Below are 20,524 nucleotides of genomic sequence, written 5' to 3'. Positions count from 1 at the left end.
ACCGGACCGGCTGTGTGGACCGGACCGGCTGGCGTAGGTGGTCGTCGAGGGCGGCGCCGGCGGCTCTCGGCCGTCCTCGGTCCATAGCCCACGAGGACGGGGGTGCGCTCGATGCTGCCAGCGTCCCGGGATGTCGGCAGGCTGTTCGCACCCGTCCCGTTCCCACCCGTCCCGTCGGCGTTGGTGCCGGTGTCGACGTAGGTGTCGGTGTCGGCGGTCTGGATGGTCAGCAGGGGTGCGCCGACCGCGAGGGTCGTTCCCTCGGCGCCGTGGGTCTCGACCAGGATCCCGGCGAACGGGCTGGGGACCTCGACGACCGCCTTCGCGGTCTCGACCTCGACGAGGGGCTGGTTCACCGTGACGGTGTCCCCGACCTGGGCAAGCCACCGGACGATGTCCGCCTCGGTCAGACCTTCGCCGAGGTCAGGGAGCCGGAACTGTCGCTGCGTCACGGTAACCCCAGTCAGATAGCCGGTTGGTCGGTCCTCATGCTTCTCAGTACGCTCAGTACGCGAAAGAACGGTCCACGGCGTCGAGGATGCGGTCGACGTCGGGGAGGTAGTGATCTTCGAGGCGGGCCGGGGGATACGGGGTGTCGAAGCCGGTGACCCGCAGGACCGGCGCCTCCAGGGAGTAGAACGCCCGCTCCGTCACCCGCGCGGCGACCTCGGCCGACACCGAGACGTTGGACGGTGCCTCATGGACCACGACCAGCCGGCCGGTCCGGCGTACCGAGTCGAGCACGGGTTCCAGGTCCAGGGGTGAGAGCGTCCGCAGGTCGATGACCTCCAGCGACCGGCTGTCGTCCGCCGCGCTGATCTCGGCGGCGTCGAGGCAGGTCCGTACGGTGGGGCCATAGCCGACGAGGGTCGCGTCCGTGCCGGTGCGCACGACCCGGCTGGCGTGCAGCTGGGTGAGCTCGCCCGCGGGCAGTTCGGCGAGGGGGCGCGGGTCGACCACGCCCTTCTCCCAGTACCGCCGTTTCGGTTCGAGGAAGATCACCGGATCGTCGGACCGGATGGCCTGCTGGATCATGTGATGGGCGTCGACCGGGTTCGAGCAGGCGACAACCTTCAGGCCGGCGGTGTGACAGAAGTACGCTTCCGGCGACTCACTGTGATGCTCGACGGCGCCGATCCCGCCGCCGAAGGGGATGCGGATTGTCACCGGCAGCCGGATCCGGCCGGCCGACCGGTAGTGCAGCTTCGCGAGCTGGCTGACGATCTGGTCGAACGCGGGATAGACGAACCCGTCGAACTGGATCTCACAGACCGGCCGGTAACCGCGCATGGCCAGCCCGATCGCCGTGCCGACGATCGCCGACTCGGCCAGCGGGGTGTCGATGACCCGGGCCTCGCCGAACTCCTGTTGCAGCCCGTCGGTCACCCGGAAGACCCCGCCGAGCTTGCCGACGTCCTCCCCCATGATCAAAACCTTGGGATCGGCTGCCATCGCCGAACGCAGCCCGAGGTTCAACGCCTTGGCCATGGTGACCGGGGCGCGGGCAACCCGCTCACCGACCTCGTCGGAGCGCTGCTCCCCGGCGACGACGGCCCCGCTGGTCACCGGTTCCCCTCGGGTACGCCCATCTCGTCCTCCACGCCGGGCCCCTCCACGTCGAACATGGCCGCCAACGCCGATCGCTGGGCCGTCACGAGTTCATTCTCAGCCACCTGCACATGGTCGAACAGGCTGGCCGGGATCGGATCCGGCAGCGCGACGCACTGCGCGCGCAGCTCGTGCGCGAAGGAGTCCGCCTCGATGGCCAGCTGCCGCAGACTCTCCTCGGTGAGCAGGCCCCGCGCCGTCAGGTAGGCGCGCATCCGGTCCAACGGATCACGCCGACGCCACATGTCCAGTTCACCCTTCGGACGGTAGCGGCTGGGATCGTCTGCCGTGGTGTGTGGATTCATCCGGTAGGTCACGGCCTCCACCAGCACCGGACCACGCCCGGCACGCGCGGTCGCCAGGGCCCACCGGGTCACCGCGAGACACGCCAGCACGTCGTTGCCGTCCACCCGCACGCCCGGGAAACCGAAGCCCGCGGCCCGGTGGACGATCTCGATCCGGCTCTGGCGCCGGGCAGGTGCCGAGATGGCCCACTGGTTGTTCTGGCAGAAGAACACCAGCGGGGCGGCGAACACGCTCGCCCATCCGAACGCCTCGCTGACATCGCCCTCGCTTGACGCCCCGTCACCGAAGTACGCAATGGCCGCGTCGTTGGTGCCGTCCCGGGCGATTCCCATCGCGTAGCCGGTGGCATGCAGTGCCTGCGAGCCCACGACGATCGAGTAGAGGGCGCACCCGTGGGTGCCCGGATCCCAGCCACCGAGCGTCGTGCCGCGATAGATCGCCAGGATTTCCCTCGGCCTGACTCCCCGGCACCAGGCCACCCCGTGTTCCCGGTACGACGGGAACACCATGTCGCCGGGCCTCAGCGCCCGGCCGGATCCGACTTGGGCCGCCTCCTGGCCCCGCAGGCTCGCCCACAGCCCCAGCTCGCCCTGGCGCTGCAGGCTGGTCGCCTCCTCATCGAACCGGCGGATGAACACCATGTCCCGATACAGCCCGTACAGGTCGTCGTCGGTCAGGTCGGCGATCTGGGCGGCCAGATCGACGGCTGTCCGGGGCGGGTCCGCTCCCGCGGCGTCCACCCCGCCGGCGCGGGCTCTGGAGGGATCGGGTCCCGGCGCGTCGGGTCCGGCTGCCGTCGTCGTGGACGCGGTGGTGATCCGGTGGCCGGTCGGGGTGAGCAGCTGCATGAGCTCCGTCACACTTGCCAACGATAGACCTTGGACGGACAGTGGCAACCGGATCCGGCGGTCCCGCCGTGACGAGTGACCATCGTTCCTGCTCGGTACGGTTGCGCGGTGACGAGTGCGCAGCACATGAGCCGCCCGCCGGCCCGGCGTGAGATCGGCAAGGTGGGGATCTGGAGTGGCCAGTTCGACTTCTCCCCGGCCGCGGTCGTCCGGGAGGCGGTCGCGGAACTCGACGATCTCGGTTATCCGACGTTGTGGACCGGTGAGGTCAAGGGGCGCGAGGTGCTGGTCACCGCCGCTCTGGCGCTCGCGGCCACCTCCCGGATGACGATCGCGACCGGGATCGCGCAGATCCTCGCCCGTAACCCGCTCACCATGACCGCCGGTCAGCTGGCCCTCGCCGAGGCGTACCCGGACCGGTTCCTGCTCGGGCTCGGGGTGTCCCACGCCGAGCTGATGCACATCCGGGGCGCCTCCTACACGCGCCCACTCGCCCAGATGGCGGCGTACCTCGACGAGATGGACCGGATGGCGGTCGAGCAGTACCGGGCCGTGCCACCGCCCGGTGTCCCGCCACGGGTGCTCGCCGCGCTCGGTCCGAAGATGCTCGGCCTCGCCCGGGACCGGGCCGACGGCGCCCACACCTATTTCGTGCCACCCGAGCACACCGCTGCCGCCCGGGACATCCTTGGGCCCGGCAAGCTGCTCGTCCCCGAGCAGGCGTTCGTCTTGCACACCGATCCGGAACAGGCCCGTGAGCTCGCCCGCCGGCACACCGGGTCCTATCTTCGGCTGCCGAACTACACGACGAACCTGCGGCGCTTCGGGTTCGACGACGACGATCTCGCCGGCTCGGGCTCGGACCGCCTGGTCGACACGATCGTCCCCTGGGGGGACGCGGACGTCCTGCTCGGGCGGATCAAGGAGCATCTCGACGCCGGGGCCGATCAGGTGGCCGTGCAGGTGCTTGACTTCGACCGCCGTGGGCTGCCGCGTCGGCAGTGGCGCGAACTGGCACCGGTGCTGTCGGCACTCTGACCTCGGACGGACCACGGCGGTCGAGTTCGGGATCATGGGAACGGTCGGGACGCGGCCGGTTTGCGAGTGGCTCGTCGTGGCGCGGTCGTCACGGAGGGGGAGCCTGGGGTGGAGCGGGGTGCAGTCAGCCGGCGTGTTCGGCGTGTTCGGCGTGTTCGGTGCAGACGCGGGCGCACGGCCGTCGCCGGTGGCGTCGCCGTCATCGTCGGATTCATGTTCGTGGCCTGCGCCGTGCCCTACGGCGAGGACCATCCGAGGCCGACGCCGACGACTCATGCCGATGGTGCCCCCGTCACCACCGGTCCCTCCGCCTCAGCCGCGGCCACCGGGGGAGCCGGGGGAGCCGGGGGAGCCGGGGGAGCCGCCCCCGTCGGTGACGGCCCGCGGCGGCCGACGGGGCAGCCGGTCACCATCGCCTTCGGCGGCGACATCCACTTCGCGGGTGCTCCCGGTCAGCGGCTCGCCGCCGATCCGCGGACGGCGATCGGACCCATGTCGGCGGCCCTGAGCGCGGCCGATCTTGCGATCGCGAACCTGGAGACGGCGGTGACGGACCGTGGCACCGCGGCCCAGAAGGCGTATGTGTTCCGGGCTTCGCCCACCGCGTTCACCGCGGTACGGGCGGCCGGCATCGACGTTGTCACGATGGCCAACAACCACGGCATGGACTACGGCATCGAAGGCCTGCAGGATTCGCTGCGTTACGCTCGGGAGGCGCACTTCCCGCTCGTCGGCATCGGCGTGGACGACACCGCCGCGTACGCCCCGTACACGACGACGGTCAAGGGGCAGCGTATCGCCGTCCTCGGGGCCACCCAGGTGCTCGACGACGAGTTGATCGCGGCCTGGACGGCGGGTCCGCACAAGCCCGGCCTGGCATCGGCCAAGGAGGTCGATCGGCTGGTGCGAGCCGTGCGGGCCGTGCGGGCCGCGGCGGACACGGTCATCGTCTTCCTGCACTGGGGGACCGAGCAGCAGCAGTGCCCCAACGAGGCACAGCGCGCCCTGCTCCCCCGGCTGGCGGCCGCGGGCGCGGACGTCGTCATCGGGAGCCACGCCCACGTTCTGTTGGGCGCTGGATGGAACTCCGATGGAGTGTACGTCGGCTACGGGTTGGGGAACTTCGTGTTCTATTCCTCCGGCGCCGGCCGGAACACCGAGTCCGGGGTGCTGGAACTGACCGTCGCCGGCCGGGCGGTCACGGCCGCCGCCTGGCTACCCGCCCGGATCGTGGGGGGCATCCCCCAGCCGGTGACCGGTGCCGCGGGAGCCCGGGCCCTGGCGAGTTGGAACGCTCTGCGCGCCTGCACCGGCCTCTCGGCGACGGCACCCTGACCGACGGCTGCGCGCACTGTGCTCCGCCGCGCGCACTGTGCTCCGCCGCGCGCACTGTGCTCCGCCGGGAACCTCGCTCAGGTGGCTGGTCGGGCCGCGCAGATGGTGCAGGTGCCGTAGATCTCCACGGTGTGCACGACGTCGACGAATCCCTCGGCGTTGGCGACCTTGGCGGTCCACGCCTCGATCTCCGGTCCGGCGATCTCCACCGTCCGGCCGCAGGAGCGGCAGACAAGGTGATGGTGATGGTCGTCGGAGGCACAGCGCCGGTAGACCGTCTCACCGTCGTCCCGGCGGATCATGTCGACCTCGCCGCGGTCGGCCAGCACCTGCAGATGGCGGTACACTGTCGTGAGCCCGACCGCGGCGCCCTGCGCCCGTAGCCGGGCGTGCAGATCCTGGGCGCTGGTAAAGGCGTCGGTCTCGGCAAGCGCGGCGGAGACGGCGTCGCCCTGCCGGGTGGCACGCACGGCCGTCCCCCGGCTCGGCGCCGGACGGCGCTCCACCGTCTCATCCCGATGGTTGCAGGGGTCGCGGGCCGGCCGGCCCGCGCCGGCCGACCTGGTGTCGTTCCCCGTGGTGCTCACGTTGCTCCCTTCGCCGCCGTTCAGGCTGTCTGGTCGGTTCAGTCTGTTGCCGGAGGCGCCCTTACCGTCCGTGCCTCTCATCCCGACTGTGCCGTCCGTCCCGCCCGGGGTGCGCGCCAGCCGTGGGGTCGGCTCGGACCCATGAGCTTCTTGGGGTGTACGGGCCACGTTCTCTTGGGGTGTACGGGCCACGTTCTCACTTTCTCATCTCCTCGTCGCGCTGGGCGTGCCTGTCGATGGGAATGGGCACGCGTCCGTTTGTCATTATTGAAAATGGTTTTCATCTCGGAGGCGCTGGGTGTGGCACGACTCCGCCGGTGGCGAGCAGTACCGGCGTTTCGTCTCGATCGGAGCGCAGGTGCTCAACCAGAAACCCGAACTCGCCAACTGCTGACGGCCGCACGCTGACGGTCGCACCCACCGATGATCTGCAACACTCCGAGGCATAACCTTCGCCCAGAGTAGATCCAGGACGGAGGGATGCATGGCGGGGCGTAGCGGCCGACCTGGGTGGTTGCGGGAACCGGATCCGCTCCAGAACCCCCTCGGTAGTCGGCTCGCCATCCTCGGCGCGATCGTGTTGGTGATCGGCGGGGGAGCGGCGACCCTGGCGGGCGGTGCGGATCCGGCGTCCGGGCTGCCCACGTCCACCGCTGGCGATTCTGTGTCCACCGCGAACGATTCTGTGTCCACCGCTGGCGATTCTGTGTCCACCGCGAACGACTCTGCCGAGCTGGCCTCCTGGTACCACGGCAGCGAGGGTCTGCGGGCCCGGGTCGCCACGGACGTCGCGGCGGCCCGGGCGTATCTGGCCGCCCAGGACGGCGCTTCCCTGCAGCCCGTCTGTGTCTCCCTCGGCACCGACACGCAGGCGGCGCTGACCGCGCCGGTGCCGCCGACCGTGGCCGCGCAGGCGCGGTTCGATGCCGGCGGCAGGGACTACGCCGCCGCTGCGGCGTCCTGCAAGCAGCTCTTCGATGGCACCCGGATCCAGGTCGGCGTGCTGCAGCAGCGCATCGCGGCGTCGTTGGCGGACGGTGACCGGGAATGGGGGGCACTGGCCGCTCTCATCGGACAGCCGATGGCGACCGCGAGTCCCCCCGCGGCGTCGGGGCGCAGCGGGTGAGGCCGTGCAGGGTGCCGGTGAGCGGAAAGGTCCGGATCTCTTGCTCACACCATCCGGCCTGCCGCAGGGACGCGAGTTCGGCGGCCGTGCCCCGGAGGTCGTAGGCGAGGATGAACAGCAGGATCCGGTTCGGCGGTTGCGGGCGGCTGCGGATCGCGCTGTCCGCGCCGTCCGCGCCGTCCTTCCCGATCACGCTCAGGAAGGTCGTCGCCGATCGGGGTACCCGGGGCCCGACCGGCGGTTCCCCGGACGATGCGTCGTCGCTGAGGTCCATGGCGTAGAGCCAGCCCGCCCGTGCCAGTCGGCCGCCGACGATGACGAGATCGCCCGCCCGATACTCGGCGCGGGCGGCGATCGTCGCGTCGACCATGGCCTCGATCGGACGGGGATCGTGGCGTTCGTCCCATAGCGTGACGGTCCCGCCGACCGCGCAGACCGGCATCACCGCCAGCGCGATCAGGCCGACGGCCGCGGGAAGCCGCGCCGGCCCAACCAGCCTGGCTGTCTGGGCCGTGCGGGCCAGGTCGGCGACGCCGACCGCGACGATGATGGCGAGCAACGGAACCAGAAACAGGTTGGTCCGACAGGCCCCGAAGGGCCAGTAGCGTCCGGCGCTGGCCGCGAGTTGGAGCAGTTCGGCGCCGACCAAGGCGACGATAAGGATCATCCCGTCGGGGCGCCGGCGCAGTACCCGGACTCCGAGCGCCAGCGCAACCGCCGTGGCCGTCCCGACGAGCAGCGTCGGGAGGCGATGCCCCTCGAGGAGGGAGTGCACCAGATTGGGGTCATAACGGTCGATCCCGGGCGGGACGCCACCGAGAATCGCGCCGGTCTGTTCGAGCGTGAACCGCAGGCCGCCAAGGATCCCTCGACCGGCGAGGAAGTGATCGTCCCAGAAATGGCTCGCCCGTTGGCTGGACTGGTGCGCCACAAAGATCATCATGTGGGTGCCGGTCAGGAGGAGGGCGGGGCCCACCCGTCCGGCGGTGCGCACCACGGTGCGTCGGGGCACCGCGCGGACCAGGTCGTAGCCAGCGAGGGGAACCAGCAGAAACACCGCTGGCAGCGACAGCAGCGCCAGCGCCCCGGCCGCGGTCCGGCGTGGGAGCGTGGCCTGTCCCGTCCACAGCGCGACCACCGCGAGGGTGACCACCGCATCGAGGACGTAGGGCTTGAGCTGCGTGCCGGTGTCGACGACGGTGCCGGCGAGGGCGGTCGTCACCGTGGCGGCCACGGCCGGTACCCGGCCGGTGAACCGCCGCGCGAGCAGGAAGCCGCCCGTAGCGAGAAGCGGTAGCCAGATTCCCGCTCCGACGAGCCGGAGCGACCAGCTGTGCCAGCCGAGGATGGTCCCGGTCAGCCGGGTCAGTGCCAGTGAGCCGACCGAGGACGGGGTGTTGGCCGCCGTCAGCTCCGACCAGAACGTCGGCCACGGTTCCCCCGCGAAGTGCGGGCGCCACAGCTCGTCGTACCAGAGCGGACGATCGATCCGGGCTCGCAGCGCGATCTGCACCCCGATCGTGGCGGCGACCAGTAGACCCACGAGCAGGACGTCGCCATGCCGTTTTTCCACAGGTTGTCCACAGGACACTGGCGTCCTGTGGACAACCTCCCCGATGGTGTCGATTGCTCCGTCAGTTCCGTCGTTGGGAGGGGCACTGTTGTTGGGAGGGGCGTTTGTAGGAGGCCAGGAAGCGATCGATCCGGCCGATGGCGTCCGTGAGATCGTCCACCGCGGGCAGGGTCACGATCCGGACATGGTCGGGATGCGGCCAGTTGAAGCCGCTGCCCTGGACGAGCAGGATCTTCTCGGCCAACAGCAGATCGAGGACGAAGCGCTCGTCGTCCCGGATCGGGTAGACGGCGGGGTCCAGCCGGGGGAAGGCGTACAGCGCCCCCCGCGGCGGGACGCACGACACCCCGGGGATGTCGTTGAGGAGCTTCACGACCGTGTCTCGTTGTTCGCGCAGCCGGCCGCCGGGCAGGACGAGGTCCCCTGCGCCGCCGTCCTCCGTGAGGGCGGCGACCGTGGCGAACTGCCCGGGCGCGTTGGCGCACAGGCGCATGTTCGCGAGGATGTTCACTCCCTCGATGTAGCTCGAGGCGTGGCCGCGCGGACCGGACATCACCATCCACCCGGCCCGGAACCCGGCCAGCCGATAGGACTTCGACAGCCCGTTGAAGGTCATGCAGACCAGGTCCGGCGCGAGCGCTGCGGTCGCGATGTGCTCGGCGTCCTCGTAGAGGATCCGGTCGTAGATCTCATCGGACAGCAGCATCAGGTGGTGGCGGCGGGCGACCTCGACGATGTTCTCCAGCACCTGCCGGTCGTAGACGGCACCAGTCGGGTTGTTCGGGTTGATGACGACGATCGCTCGTGTCCGGGGGGTGACCTTGGCGGCGATGTCGTCGAGGTCGGGCGCCCAGCCGGCGGACTCGTCGCAGAGGTAGTGCACGGGCCGGCCACCGCACAGGCTGACCACGGCCGTCCACAGTGGATAGTCGGGCGCGGGGAGCAGCACCTCGTCGCCGTTGTTGAGCAACGCCTGCAACGACATCATGATCAGTTCGGAGACGCCGTTGCCGAGGTAGACCCCGCCGGGGTCGATGCCGGTGACCCCCTTGCGGAGGTGATAGCGCACGACCGCTTCCCGGGCGGCGAGTAGTCCCTTGGAGTCGCTGTAACCCTGTGCATCCGCAAGGTTTGCCACGACGGCCTCGAGTACCTCCGGCGGTGCGGAGAAGCCGAACGGCGCGGGATTGCCGATGTTCAGCTTGAGGATGCGCGACCCCGCAGCTTCCAGCCGGGTCGCTTCGTCGAGGACAGGCCCACGGACGTCGTAGCAGACGTCGGCGAGCTTGTCGGACTGGGTGAACTCCATCTGCCCAGGGTAGGTGGGCTGTCCAGCGGATTTTCGACCGGTCGGCGGCGTGCCGGCGAGTTCACCCCGAGGGAGTGACTCCGAACTCGACGGTTGCGTGCTCGTCCGGCCTGATCGGCTGATCCCTGTCCGGTCACCGAGAGCCGTGCCGCTCCTTGGCACGAAGATTGACGATATTCGCCTTGAGATCGATCGTATCGATGAGACCGATCTTGACCTGTGATGGAGCTGGAGTCACCTGCACTCCGGTCACCTGCACTCCGGCAATCTTGTCACCGGTCGCCGCAGGTTTCCCGTGCCGGGCAAGCTGCGGCATCTGGTGAGATCAGGTGAATACGCACTGATCAGATCCGGTTCGGCAAGCGCACACGTGGAGAGGTCGATGCGTCGACCGGCGTCTGGAGGCGGGCAGAGCACGACGTCGTCCATGGAATCTCCTTGGCATCAGGTTAAGCTTACTTAAGTCATGCCTGGCTGTGAGATCGGGAGAAGGGGTGCCAGCTGGGGGCATCTGACCTGCAGCCGTGGTCCGGGTGTCCACGCGGCTCGATGCTGCGGGGCCACCGGGGTCTTATAGGAGGGGCGGGGATTCTAGGCTGTCGTGGTCGGAGAATGTCTCGCCCTCGAGGAGGAGGTGCCGGTGATCTTCAGATTGGTCGGAGACGGTCGCCCGTACCCCGAGCACGGCCTTGGCCAGCGGGACTGGGCGGCCATTCCCCCTCGCCAGGTTCGGCTTGACCAGCTCGTCACCACCAAGCGAGTGCTCGCACTCGATGTTCTCCTCGATGAGGACTCGACCTTCTACGGTGACCTCTTCCCTCACGTCGTCGAGTGGGACGGAGCCCTCTACCTGGAGGATGGCCTGCACCGTGCTGTACGGGCCGCGCTGCAGCAGCGCACGTCCATACACGCCCGCGTCTACGTTCTGACCGGCCCGGCCCTGACCGGTCCGGCTCAGTCGTCGGCGGCGCGGTAGATGACGAAGACGTCCTTGCCGACCCTGGCGAAGAGGTAGCGCGGACAGTCTGATGTCGGACGGTACGCCATGATCGGGCGGAACACCGGTGACCGCCTGACCTCCTTGAGGCTGCCACCTGCCATCTGGCGTGCACGGCTTCCTGCGATGTCCAGCTCGTCTGAACGCTTGTACCATCCGCCGCAGTAGCGGATCTCGTCCGGTCGTGATGTCCACGCGGGGGTGCGGAAGAACCACATCAGATACACCGTCCGCATCAGCAGCACAAGCAGCAGGATGATGAACAGGGCTCGGATGAAGTTCCCAGCTCGTCCGGGCGCGAGGATGGGGCTCACAAGGTTGGGAGCCTACGGGCATCCCGTTCGTAGCTGAGCATCGGCTCTCGTGTCCCCCCCCCATCGGGTCGCGGTACGCCGAGGCAGACATTTGGATCATGTCCATACCCCCTGGGGGTAATTCAGGCTACTCGTCTTGTCGGGACGGTCTCAGCTGGCGCGGCTGAGGTGTTATCGCTGAGGAGCTCCAACAGATCCGGACCCAGATGCAGCCGTGGCGCCTGCTGCATCAGCGTTCCGTCACGATGGCGGGCGACAATCGAACCGTCGCGTCCGCGCTGCAGAACAATCCGCCTTTCATGAATAGTCCGATGATGAAGGGAGCAGATCAGAACGAGATTATCAAGATCTGTATTTCCGCCTCCGGATGCCCATTCCTTCATATGATGTACCTGGAGCCAGCGGGTATGATGGCAGCCCGGATACTGGCATACCCCTCGGTCGCGTGCATAAATTGCTAGCCGCAATCTCGTGGTTGGGTTTCGGCGGGTGCGACCCAGCATGAGAGGGTTTCCCTTGGAGTCTATAATAAGTGTCCGAAGGAGGCTGTCGCAGGACAGTCTTCGAACGACGTTCGGTAGAACGGGGATATGGTCCTTCATATCACACCTTCGGGTATTCAGTCCATTCCCTTCATGTCGCTGGAGGGGGGATCCATGGTTCTCTCGGCTTGAACCGATAAGTGTATCAATATCTATGTGTACATTTATCGTGTGAGATGTGGAGCTCATCAGCGTGGGAGCGCCGGTGGAGAGGAAAGATTCGGACATAGCCGTCAAGGCATCGGCTTTCATCTCAGGACCTGCGTGTGTTATCGAGGTGTCATTGATCGAGCCCTCGGCATCGGATGTCGTGGAAGAATCTTCCCGGTTAGAGTCTCGGGAGTCGTGCAGGCTTGACATGGCCATGACGAGAGCGCTCTCAATGATCGCACCACGGGCTGGATCGAGGCGGACGGACAGTGAAAATGTTCCATCTTCGTTCCACCGCCAAGAGCACCGCGTATTGTTCGGGCCATCTTCGTCGCGCCCCCCGTTCTCATCTTTTTGATCATGATTGATTTTGGCATGCAAGGACACGAGTCTCTCGAGCTTCTGCGCTGTGCACTGTGCGGCCTGCTCAACCCACCTTGCTTCCGTCTCCGGCTCGGCGACACGTGTTATAGCCCGAACCTTTGAATAGGAGATCTCTCCTTTGGAGAAGGACTCGCGAATGAGGGGAAGGAGTTCTAGTGCTCGGGCGACTCGAAGGTAGTCGTAGCTGGCGCGAAGTCCGAGTCCGCACCGCCAGGACAACCAGTGCGCGCAGGTCGGCATGCCGCTGGCGGACCAACCTTTGCGGCGATCGAAGGCAGCGAGCAGAATCAGCCAACGGCAGGTGGCGGCAGCCAGTCGACCCGCCCAGCTGCAGAGTTCCGTCTCGAGGGCAGGGAGGGGAACCGTCTCCAGATCTTTACCGAACATGTGTTCGATTATGGCGCGCGATGGGACCATCGTCAACCGCGTCTGGTGGGCGAACCATCTCAGCGTAGATCGCGTTATAGATCGTCAGCGGGGGCGACATCGAGAATTCTGTTTGCTTGAGGATGCGGTCGCCACAGCCGCAAGTCATGCGCTGTTCCGCGGTGCGGTCTTCCTCGACGGGCGTAGGGGTTGACGCCGTGGCGAGTGTGACGCAGAATCGACCATGTGTTCGGTTGGCTCCTGTCATCCTTTCAAGTGCGCGGGATTTCAAGTACGCGAGCACAGCCAGAACACGGTGATGATCTTCCGTGAGAGGTAGCCAATTATGCCAGCTCATCGGCGAGAAACTCTGCGGCATATTTCTTTTCGACATACTGGCGGAGAACGGGGCCGGGGACCCTGCGTGGGCAATGCGTGATTATGGCGCCGACGGGTCCGGGACCGAACCGCAGTCCCTTCTAGGCCGAGTATCGGCACTCGGCGGATCTCGGGCCTTTTAACGTCTCTCGACCTGGCAGCTTTTGAGTATGCCCGTACCCACATTGTTGTGCAATGTGTACTAGAGAGAGAAGACTAGATGAAAATGGGCAGCGGTATTGTGATCGTACTGGTGATCCAGCCGCCCGTGCTGGGTGAACTTGTCCCTCCGGTGGAGAAACTGCTGGGGGCAGGTCCGGTACTTGGGCTCCCGGGGTTGCCACTCGGCGGGGACGTCGGCGTCGGAGCGTCCACCCCGGTCGGTGTCGTCGAGGGTGGGGTGCTGGTGGGTGCCGTCGTGGGTCTGCTGGCTGGCGATGGAGCCGTGGTTGGCGGCTGTGTAGGAGTCGTGGTCGGTGGCTCCGTCGTCGGCGTGCGTGGCGCCGGGGCGGTGGATGGCGAGGACGGAGGCGATGTCGCAGGCGTCTTGACAAAAGCAGGGTCGGGACGGTGGGTGGCGGAGGGCGAGGGCTTGCTGACCTGTCGCGCGATGGGCTCCATGAGGTGTGGTTCCAAGCCTCCGGGCGATGCAGCCCGGCTGGTAAACGCTCCGGCAACCGTCGGGACGACTGTCGAGGACGTCGCGGCCGCATTGCTGGGTGCGGCCGCAGGCATGGGCGGACGTATCGCGTCCGGGGTCGGTGCCTGCGTCACCTGCCCCTGCGTCACCTGCGTGATATTCGGCTCGTCCTCCGACAGCAGCTGGGCATCGGAGGTGGGCCAGTTCATGGCCGCCGTGAGGCCGGCGACGGCGATGGCCGTCACCGCGGCGACTGCCACCGCCGACCGCCTGCGCCATCCCGCGCTGCCGCGGCCAGCATGAGTCTGCGGTGCGTCGGTGAGGTCGTTGTCGGAGTCCATGCGCATGAGCGGGAGTACACGCACGGAGTGCGTGGTGGCGGCGATGATGGTTTTCTCGGCGTCGGCGTACCTGTCACCGCTGGGTGGAGCCGTCGGTACCTTGACGAGATTGACCTTCGGTGTCTCCTTGGTGGTCTCGCCGACTTCGCTCTCAGTATCGGCTGCCGCTGCCGCTGCCGCTGCCGCTGCCCGCCGACTGGCGGCTGAGGCTGCGGCTACAGCCGCGACAGCGGCGCGATCGAAGGTGCGCGCGAGGCCGACCCGCAGACTCGCTGGCGCCGGAACCACGGCACCGGCGAGGAGCTCTTCGGGCGAGACTCCATGGGGTACCGGGATGCTGCGCGCCTGGGGCGATCCAGACCAGGCCAGAGCGCTTCCTCGAGCAAGCTCGAGTAGCCAGGACCGCAGCCGGGTGGGATCGCTCAGAGGATTTAGACGAGTGCGGGCGACGAGGGCGAACGCCGTCCCGGCCGCTGCGCGGGCCACGGTGGGATCGCCCAGAATCAGCAGGCACATCGAGAAGACATCATCGGCGTACAGATCGTAGAGATCGTCGAACGCCTGTCGGTCACCACGTCGGACACGGGCCACCAGGTCCGCGTCGTCGTCCATACTCAGCTTCTCCCCGGGGACTAGCGGCGGCCCCGGAACGGGCCGGCATCGCCCCATCGGTAGCCCGGTGAGGCAGTCCCAATGCTAGAAGTTCGTCCCCCGCAGCGGGTGAACGTCGTGAAGATTTTGTTGTCGCCGATTCGACAGTCGATAACGCTTGACTACTGATGCCGTCGCACTTTGATCCTCATCGACTACGGCTGGTTACTTTGCCTGGTAGGTCCCACGGCAGGGTGGCCATGTCCCGTCGGAGACGGGACCAATCCGCCATGGACGAATCTGCCTTCAATGAGTATAAGTCGAAATCTGTCACCAATTCGGCGGAACCGGCGTTCGGAACCGGACCGGCCATTCGCGGCCTTCCGCCGGATGGCACCATGCTTCTTGCGGGTCGGGACATAGCTCAGGATGCCGGTGGTTGTTGGGCGAGCCGGGCCTTGACGGTGCCGCTCTGTCCATCACGGGTATAGGTCACTTCCACCTCGTCGCCGATGGCGTGGGACCGGACCGCCGCGATGAGGGAGTCGACGTCGTTGACGGCACGGTTGCCGACCTTCGTGATGACGTCGCCGGTGCGAAGGCCGGCCCTTTCGGCGGGTCCACCCGGAACCATGGAGCGGATCTGTGCACCGTTGCCGCTGGAGGCGGTGGAGCGGGTGTTCTCCTCCGCGGTGGAGGCGCTGACGCCCAGGTACGGGTGCCGGGCGCTTCCCGTGGAGATCAACTGGGTGGCCACCGACTCGGCATAGTTGCCCGGAATAGCGAAACCGACGCCGATGTTGCCGGACTGCTGGCCACCACCGAAGGGACTTCCACCACCCACGGTCGCGATCGCGCTGTTCACGCCGATGATCTCGCCGCGACTGTTGACCAGCGGACCACCGGAGTTACCGGGGTTGATCGATGCGTCGGTCTGGATTGCGTCGAGCACGGTGTTCTGCTGATCCCGCACGGTTGAATCCCCGGTGCGCACCGGGCGATGCACGGCACTGACGATGCCGGACGTGACCGTACCGTTCAGCCCGAGCGGACTGCCGACCGCTACCACCAGTTCCCCGATGTTCAGCGTGTCGGAATTGCCGAACGTGGCCGCAGTGAGACCGGTGGCATTGATTTTGATCATCGCGAGGTCCGAGCTCGGATCCGTGCCTACGACCTGCGCATCGAAGGTACGACCGTCCTGCAGGGTGACCGTCAGCGAACCGCCGTTCGCGGCACCCGAGACCACATGGTTGTTCGTCAGGATATGCCCGTCCGAACGGATGATGGTGCCGGAGCCGGTGCCCGACTCGCTGCTCGATTCCTCGGAGATTGTCACGACACTCGGCAGGATCTTCTGCGCCGCGGCCGACACGGTGTTCGCGGCTGCCGGCGACGTTCCACCGGAACTGTCCACGGTGTTGTGCAGACCGGCGGATGTGACGATGGTCTGCCCCCCGTTGTTATCGGCGACCAGCGCTCCGACACCGCCACCTACACCAGCTGAGACCAGGGCAATGGCGAGTCCGGCGGCGACGAGCCGCCGTCGGCGCCAAGGCGGCGAGGCGGCCATGGTTGTCCCGTTGCCGTAGAGGTCCTGGGCGGGTGGCGAGCCGGCGTCGCTCGGGGAACTCCACGGCGGTCCCCAGGAATGCCCTCCGGTCGGGGGTCCCGCGGGGGGGCCCGCGGGGCCGGCCGCGCCGTTCAGAGCTCTCGGGGCAGCGGGACCACTGGGTGGCGGGCCTGAAGGTGGTCCCCACGGGCCGCCGGGCGGCGCCGCCGGAGGTGGGCTTCCCGCGGAGAACGCGGCCTGCTGCTGGCTGGCCTGGGACGGCCCGGCCGGGTACGGAGAATCCGGATACGGACGAGGATCCCCATGCGGGGGATGGGGATTCGGATACTGAGGATGCTGGCCGGAGGATGGCCCCAGCGCCGGCGGTTGGCTGTACGGCGAGCCGGGCGGACGGGAAGGCGGGCCCGCCGGGAGGTCGGGTTCGGAGCTGGCGGGACCAGCCGGGTGAGCTTGGCCGGCTGGTGTCCCGGCCGCGCTGCCGATGGGCGGAGCCCAGGGGGAGGGGGAGTCATGCCCGGCGCCGGACCCCTCCCTGCCGCCGCCCCCGGGGGCGGCCTCGGCGCTACTGCTGAAGGGGAGACGCGGTGTCATGGTAGGCACTTTCCCTTGAAAGCCTGAGCGATTCCTGAATGCCGACCAACGTTCGGGTAAGCGATCCGGCGTGGAGCCGCGCCGCGCCGGGTCGGCCCGACCCGGGCCGACCCGGCCCGGGTCGGCTGGGTCAGCTGGGTCAGCCGGTGGGACGGTGTTCCGCCAGTAGATCACGAATTTCCGTGAGCAGGCGTGCCTCGTCGGTGAGTGCCGGGTCCTCCTCCGGCGGGACCTGCCCCCGCGTCCGCCGCTCGTTGATGGTGTTCAGGGGGAGTACTACCACGAAGTAGATCACTGTAGCGACTGAGAGGAATGCGATGACGCTGTTGATGAACTCGCCGTACCGAAACACGCTGCCGTTGATGGTGAAGGTGAGGGCCGAGAAGTCGGGTTTGCCGAAGATCGCGGCGATCAGCGGGGTGAAGATGGTCTTCACCAGCGACGTCACCACTGCGGTGAAGGCGGTGCCGACCATGACCGCGACCGCCAGGTCGACGACGTTCCCTCGCATCAGGAACTGCCTGAAGCCCTTCATGTGGCGTCCCCCCTGAAATATGTGCCTGATGACATGGGAGGATATCGACGCAGATCAGTGGGTGACCGGCGAGGTGCCTGGCCGATCCCTTTACGCCTTCGGGGGGCTACTGTCAACTAAGCTCGCGCAACGTCGACGCAACGCCGTGGTACACCGGTGGCACGGGTGGACGCAAGCGGAGCTCGGGATCGGAGGTCGTCTGGTGACGGACGGTGTGCGACGGACCGAGTGGGACGACGACGACCGGCAGTCTCCCTACTATCAGGGGAGCGGCAGGGGTCCCTCGATGGAGCCGTACCAACCAGCGGGGCCGGATCCGCGGCCTAGCGGCTACGGCCCTCCGACCGGGCCATATGACGCCGCGGGCCCGGTGACCGGGCCCTACCACCCGGTACCGGCGAGCCATGGCGATCCCGGCCATGGCGATCCCGGCCATGGCAGTCCACGTCAGGGCAGTTCGATACAGCCCGAGGATATCGATTCCCCGTCCACCGGCACCTCGATGCGCCGGGCGCTCGTCCCGCCCGCTCGGACCGCTCGGACCGCTCGGGCTGAGAGCCCGCGGTCCCGAGCCGTTCCTGGTTCCACTCCCACTCCCGCACCCGCACCCGGTTCCACTCCCGGGCGTCGACCACCCGGATGGGCTACCGATGGAAGGTCGGCTCCACGAGGTGGACCGGATCGGCAGAATGAGGTCGGTCTGCCGCGGGCCAGAACGGCGATGCCGACACGTCGGGCCGACGGTGCCTCCACAGGCGGTCCGCCGACCGGCGGCGCCGGGATGAGAGACGGTGGAACAGGCCCGCGGATGCCCTACGGCAGGGATGCCGGCGACGACCTCGGACTCGACCGACGCCATGCCGACCGCACCGATCCTGATCGGCCCGGTCGGCCCGGTCGGCCCGGTCGGCCCGGTCGGCCCGGTCGGCCCGAGGCTTACCCGCCGGGCGCGGGGCGGAGCCGGCCGAGTCCGGCGCGGTTCGGAGCCGATCAGCGGGTCGCGGCGCGTCGCTCGGGGAGCCTGGCCTCCGCCGCGGGCACAGCCGATTTCCCCGACGATGACGACGCTCGCGATTCCCGACAGGGAGATCGTGATTCCGACACCATGCCTTTCCTGCATCGGGTCGGGGTGGCCCTGGTGGTGCTGGCCGTGGCACTCGGGGTGGGCGTCGGGGCCGGTGCCGTCTGGGAAAAGGTCCGGCCCAGCGGCCGGACCGCCAATGCGGCCCCGGCGCCGACGGCAGCATCGTCCGGCGGCCCCGCAGCGGCCGCGCCCAGCCCAAGCACAGGGGCGGCTGGCGGTCAGGCAGCTGGCGGTCAGGCGGCTGCGGGCCAGATCGCGGTGCCGGCGGACTGGACCTCGTTCACCGACACTGTGCAGAAGGCCACCTTCTCCCACCCGCCCGTGTGGAAGCAGCGGCGCGACAACACCGGCATCTTCTACGGCGAGCCCGGCACCGTCTCGGAGTACGGACCGCAGATGATCGGGGTGGCCCGGGTCGCGGTGCAGGATCCGGTGGCAGCGCTCACGCAGGTCCAGTCCGCCGAGTTCAACACGGTCCCCGGTCTGACCAGGGACCATTCCGGTCCGGCGACGGACACCAGCGATCAGCCCACCCAGGAACTTGCCGGCTCGTACGACCGGGAGGGGCAGCGGGTCTCCTACCTCATGCGCACGGTGTCGGTGGCCGGTGCCGTGTACGTGCTCATCGCGCGAGTGTCGACCAACGTCCTGGCGTCGCTCAACACGCTGATGGGCGCACTGCGGTCGTCGTTCGCGCCGGCCTGATCCGTCCCCGCCGGCTGGCCGTCATGGGTCACATCCGTGGGCCGGGCCGCGCGGAACGGGCCGGAGCCAGCAGATTCCAGATCACCCTGCCCGTGGCGAAGGCGGCCGGTCCGGAGACGGCCGGCCAGCCGTGGGCCAAGGCGGGCAGCAGGAACTGCACGACCCGGGCCGAGGAGGCACAGGGGGTCTCCTTGCGCAGGGCGACGGCCGGTGACGTCACTGCGGTCGAATTCGCGGGCACACCCGGGACGGCACTCGGCATCAGGACCCGCGGGGCGGCGTTCACCGGCGCGCTTGCCGGGTTCACCGGCGCGCTTGCCGGGTGCACTGGGGGCACGGCGACGGGCGCGGCCACGTCCGCATCCGTTCCAACGCTCAGCGCGGACGGTGATGCCACCGGAGCGTGCCATGGCACGCCGGCCGAATCCGTGAGGACAGTGTCCGTAGGCCGGCTCGGGACGGGGCAGCGATCCACCGACCGGAACGGGATCATGCTCTCCTCGACCGACGTGATCGCGGTCCGTAGCACCGGCGACCAGGGGGTCCCCTGGTAGGGGATATGGCCGTCCGCCCCGCCGTGGACGTCCACGACGGTCAATGGGGCGCCCGGATGGCAGTCCGACACCTGACGGCTGGCCGCCACGACGGCGATGCCCGCGAGTTCGTCTCCGTGTTCGCAGGCGTACCGGTAGGCCAGCATGCCACCGTTGGACAGACCGATCAGGCTGACCCTGTTCCGGTCGATCGGGTAGTGCTCGCTGAGATGCGCGATCAACGCGCGTAGCCAGCCGACGTCATCGGTATGGTTGGTCACGGCGGGTTCGCAGCAGGTTCCAGCGTTCCATGCCCTGTTGAGGCCGTCCGGGTACACGACGGCGAGGCCGGCGGTACGGGCGAGGCCGTCCAGGTCCCAGTGCTGCTCGGGATCCGTGCCGTCGTAGTACAGGCTGTGCAGCGCCACGAGCAGGGGATAGGGCTTCGGGGCGTCGGACGGGGGCAGGGTCACCCGGATGTGGGCGCCCCGTCCGGAGCGTTCGAATGCATCGGGACCCGTGGTCGGCGCGGGGGTGGCGGCCAGGACCACATGACCACGTCGGGGACCCTCCAGCACGCCGCAGCCGGACGTCGTCAGCAGAAGGGGAACCAGGAGGGCGAGGAGCCAGGCCGCGGCGACGCGGCGGCGACGGACGGCTGGCACGAGGGCCATTCTGACGCGCGTCCAGCGCCCCGGGCGTCACCGGTGTCGGTGATTGCTCTTCGTGTTCGATCTACTACGAGCGAGATCGCCTTCGGGGGCGCGGACCACATTGAGTCTGGGACGATCCGCGTCGGAAGGTACCCAGCGGCCCGATGACCGTGCCTCCGTGTTCTCCGCGGCCGTGCGGTAACGGTCGAACGCCTCCTGGGCGCGGCTTTCCAGATCGTCCACGAGAGCGAGTGACTCGCGTACCCGCCGCTCCCCGGCGGGACCGGCGGCGAGCAGGTCCGACAGACAGTTGTCCACGGCACGCCGCGCCGCCAGCCAGCCGAGGAGCAGTCGGGAGCGCTCCATATCCGAGAGCTCGTCCACCGAGATGTCCCTCCGCTCGCCACTCGTGACGTT

20 protein-coding genes are annotated in these 20,524 nt (G+C 68.4%); 7 read left to right on the top strand and 13 right to left on the bottom strand.

Annotation, left to right across the window (positions count from 1 at the left end; all coding sequences use genetic code 11):
• The 3 genes from BMG523DRAFT_RS26210 to pdhA all read right to left on the bottom strand — a co-directional run.
• Window positions 1-452, bottom strand: a 452-nt coding sequence (locus BMG523DRAFT_RS26210; protein ID WP_043590407.1) for a biotin/lipoyl-containing protein, incomplete at its 3' end; no start/stop codon positions are given.
• 52 nt (window positions 453-504) lie between these two features.
• Window positions 505-1,566, bottom strand: coding sequence for an alpha-ketoacid dehydrogenase subunit beta (locus tag BMG523DRAFT_RS03935; protein ID WP_011434533.1), 1,062 nt, complete (start codon window positions 1,564-1,566; stop codon window positions 505-507).
• Entirely contained in the window at window positions 1,563-2,783 is a 1,221-nt protein-coding gene (gene pdhA, locus BMG523DRAFT_RS03930; RefSeq protein WP_235187070.1) for a pyruvate dehydrogenase (acetyl-transferring) E1 component subunit alpha, read from the bottom strand. Before pdhA ends, BMG523DRAFT_RS03935 begins: the two co-directional genes overlap by 4 nt.
• A gap of 105 nt (window positions 2,784-2,888) precedes the next feature.
• On the opposite strand from pdhA, the gene BMG523DRAFT_RS03925 reads away from it, so the two are divergent.
• Together BMG523DRAFT_RS03925 and BMG523DRAFT_RS03920 are read left to right on the top strand one after the other, a co-directional pair.
• The gene (locus BMG523DRAFT_RS03925; protein WP_011434535.1) at window positions 2,889-3,800 is read left to right on the top strand and encodes an LLM class F420-dependent oxidoreductase; all 912 of its coding nucleotides are present in this window, start codon (window positions 2,889-2,891) and stop codon (window positions 3,798-3,800) included.
• Window positions 3,801-3,908: 108 nt separating this feature from the next.
• Entirely contained in the window at window positions 3,909-5,135 is a 1,227-nt protein-coding gene (locus BMG523DRAFT_RS03920; protein WP_043590452.1) for a CapA family protein, read from the top strand.
• A gap of 77 nt (window positions 5,136-5,212) precedes the next feature.
• Here BMG523DRAFT_RS03920 and BMG523DRAFT_RS03915 read toward each other — a convergent pair whose 3' ends face one another.
• Entirely contained in the window at window positions 5,213-5,641 is a 429-nt protein-coding gene (locus BMG523DRAFT_RS03915; RefSeq protein WP_011434537.1) for a Fur family transcriptional regulator, read from the bottom strand.
• Window positions 5,642-6,020: 379 nt separating this feature from the next.
• Here BMG523DRAFT_RS03915 and BMG523DRAFT_RS27215 point away from each other — a divergent pair, with 379 nt between their 5' ends.
• Window positions 6,021-6,116 (top strand): hypothetical protein, encoded by a 96-nt coding sequence (locus BMG523DRAFT_RS27215; RefSeq protein WP_023840601.1) that lies wholly within the window; start codon window positions 6,021-6,023, stop codon window positions 6,114-6,116.
• A gap of 90 nt (window positions 6,117-6,206) precedes the next feature.
• A complete protein-coding gene (locus tag BMG523DRAFT_RS03910; protein ID WP_043590405.1) occupies window positions 6,207-6,848 on the top strand; it encodes a hypothetical protein in 642 nt (213 codons plus the stop codon).
• On the opposite strand, the gene BMG523DRAFT_RS03905 is transcribed toward BMG523DRAFT_RS03910, so the two are convergent.
• The 3 genes from BMG523DRAFT_RS03905 to BMG523DRAFT_RS03895 all read right to left on the bottom strand — a co-directional run bounded on the left by BMG523DRAFT_RS03905 (window position 6,790) and on the right by BMG523DRAFT_RS03895 (window position 10,046).
• On the bottom strand, window positions 6,790-8,421 hold the full coding sequence (locus tag BMG523DRAFT_RS03905) for a hypothetical protein (protein WP_232234804.1): 1,632 nt from the start codon (window positions 8,419-8,421) through the stop codon (window positions 6,790-6,792). The genes BMG523DRAFT_RS03910 and BMG523DRAFT_RS03905 overlap by 59 nt on opposite strands.
• 61 nt (window positions 8,422-8,482) lie before the next feature.
• Window positions 8,483-9,730, bottom strand: coding sequence for a pyridoxal phosphate-dependent aminotransferase (locus BMG523DRAFT_RS03900; protein ID WP_011434540.1), 1,248 nt, complete (start codon window positions 9,728-9,730; stop codon window positions 8,483-8,485).
• Window positions 9,731-9,863: 133 nt separating this feature from the next.
• A complete protein-coding gene (locus BMG523DRAFT_RS03895) occupies window positions 9,864-10,046 on the bottom strand; it encodes a hypothetical protein (protein WP_035910939.1) in 183 nt (60 codons plus the stop codon).
• 324 nt (window positions 10,047-10,370) lie between these two features.
• On the opposite strand from BMG523DRAFT_RS03895, the gene BMG523DRAFT_RS03890 reads away from it, so the two are divergent.
• Window positions 10,371-10,706, top strand: a complete 336-nt coding sequence (locus BMG523DRAFT_RS03890; RefSeq protein ID WP_035729259.1) for a type II toxin-antitoxin system VapB family antitoxin — start codon at window positions 10,371-10,373, stop codon at window positions 10,704-10,706.
• Here BMG523DRAFT_RS03890 and BMG523DRAFT_RS03885 read toward each other — a convergent pair.
• On the bottom strand, window positions 10,685-11,041 hold the full coding sequence (locus tag BMG523DRAFT_RS03885; protein ID WP_023840606.1) for a hypothetical protein: 357 nt from the start codon (window positions 11,039-11,041) through the stop codon (window positions 10,685-10,687). The genes BMG523DRAFT_RS03890 and BMG523DRAFT_RS03885 overlap by 22 nt on opposite strands.
• A gap of 122 nt (window positions 11,042-11,163) precedes the next feature.
• Window positions 11,164-12,504 carry an HNH endonuclease signature motif containing protein gene (locus BMG523DRAFT_RS22635; protein WP_255353844.1) on the bottom strand — a complete coding sequence of 447 codons (1,341 nt, stop codon included), beginning with the start codon at window positions 12,502-12,504 and terminating at the stop codon, window positions 11,164-11,166.
• 577 nt (window positions 12,505-13,081) lie between these two features.
• Here BMG523DRAFT_RS22635 and BMG523DRAFT_RS25180 point away from each other — a divergent pair.
• Entirely contained in the window at window positions 13,082-13,804 is a 723-nt protein-coding gene (locus tag BMG523DRAFT_RS25180; RefSeq protein WP_023840608.1) for a hypothetical protein, read from the top strand.
• Between the two features lie 1,053 nt (window positions 13,805-14,857).
• Here BMG523DRAFT_RS25180 and BMG523DRAFT_RS03875 read toward each other — a convergent pair.
• Together BMG523DRAFT_RS03875 and mscL are read right to left on the bottom strand one after the other, a co-directional pair.
• Complete coding sequence (locus BMG523DRAFT_RS03875; protein ID WP_043590403.1) at window positions 14,858-16,597, bottom strand: S1C family serine protease; 1,740 nt, start codon at window positions 16,595-16,597, stop codon at window positions 14,858-14,860.
• Between the two features lie 139 nt (window positions 16,598-16,736).
• On the bottom strand, window positions 16,737-17,132 hold the full coding sequence (mscL, locus tag BMG523DRAFT_RS03870) for a large conductance mechanosensitive channel protein MscL (protein ID WP_011434546.1): 396 nt from the start codon (window positions 17,130-17,132) through the stop codon (window positions 16,737-16,739).
• A 1,105-nt stretch (window positions 17,133-18,237) separates the two neighbouring features.
• Between mscL and BMG523DRAFT_RS03865 the strand changes: the two genes are divergently transcribed.
• Window positions 18,238-18,921, top strand: coding sequence for a hypothetical protein (locus tag BMG523DRAFT_RS03865; RefSeq protein WP_083494738.1), 684 nt, complete (start codon window positions 18,238-18,240; stop codon window positions 18,919-18,921).
• A gap of 28 nt (window positions 18,922-18,949) precedes the next feature.
• Here BMG523DRAFT_RS03865 and BMG523DRAFT_RS03860 read toward each other — a convergent pair whose 3' ends face one another.
• Together BMG523DRAFT_RS03860 and BMG523DRAFT_RS03855 are read right to left on the bottom strand one after the other, a co-directional pair.
• Window positions 18,950-20,128, bottom strand: coding sequence for a PHB depolymerase family esterase (locus BMG523DRAFT_RS03860; RefSeq protein ID WP_011434548.1), 1,179 nt, complete (start codon window positions 20,126-20,128; stop codon window positions 18,950-18,952).
• A gap of 27 nt (window positions 20,129-20,155) precedes the next feature.
• A complete protein-coding gene (locus tag BMG523DRAFT_RS03855; RefSeq protein ID WP_023840611.1) occupies window positions 20,156-20,491 on the bottom strand; it encodes a hypothetical protein in 336 nt (111 codons plus the stop codon).
• Window positions 20,492-20,524 lie beyond the last annotated feature (33 nt).

It is taken from the genome of Frankia sp. BMG5.23 (assembly GCF_000685765.2).
Taxonomy (GTDB): domain Bacteria; phylum Actinomycetota; class Actinomycetes; order Frankiales; family Frankiaceae; genus Frankia; species Frankia casuarinae.
Note: the sequence above shows the minus strand (reverse complement) of the source record. Positions and strands in the feature narration are given on the sequence as shown.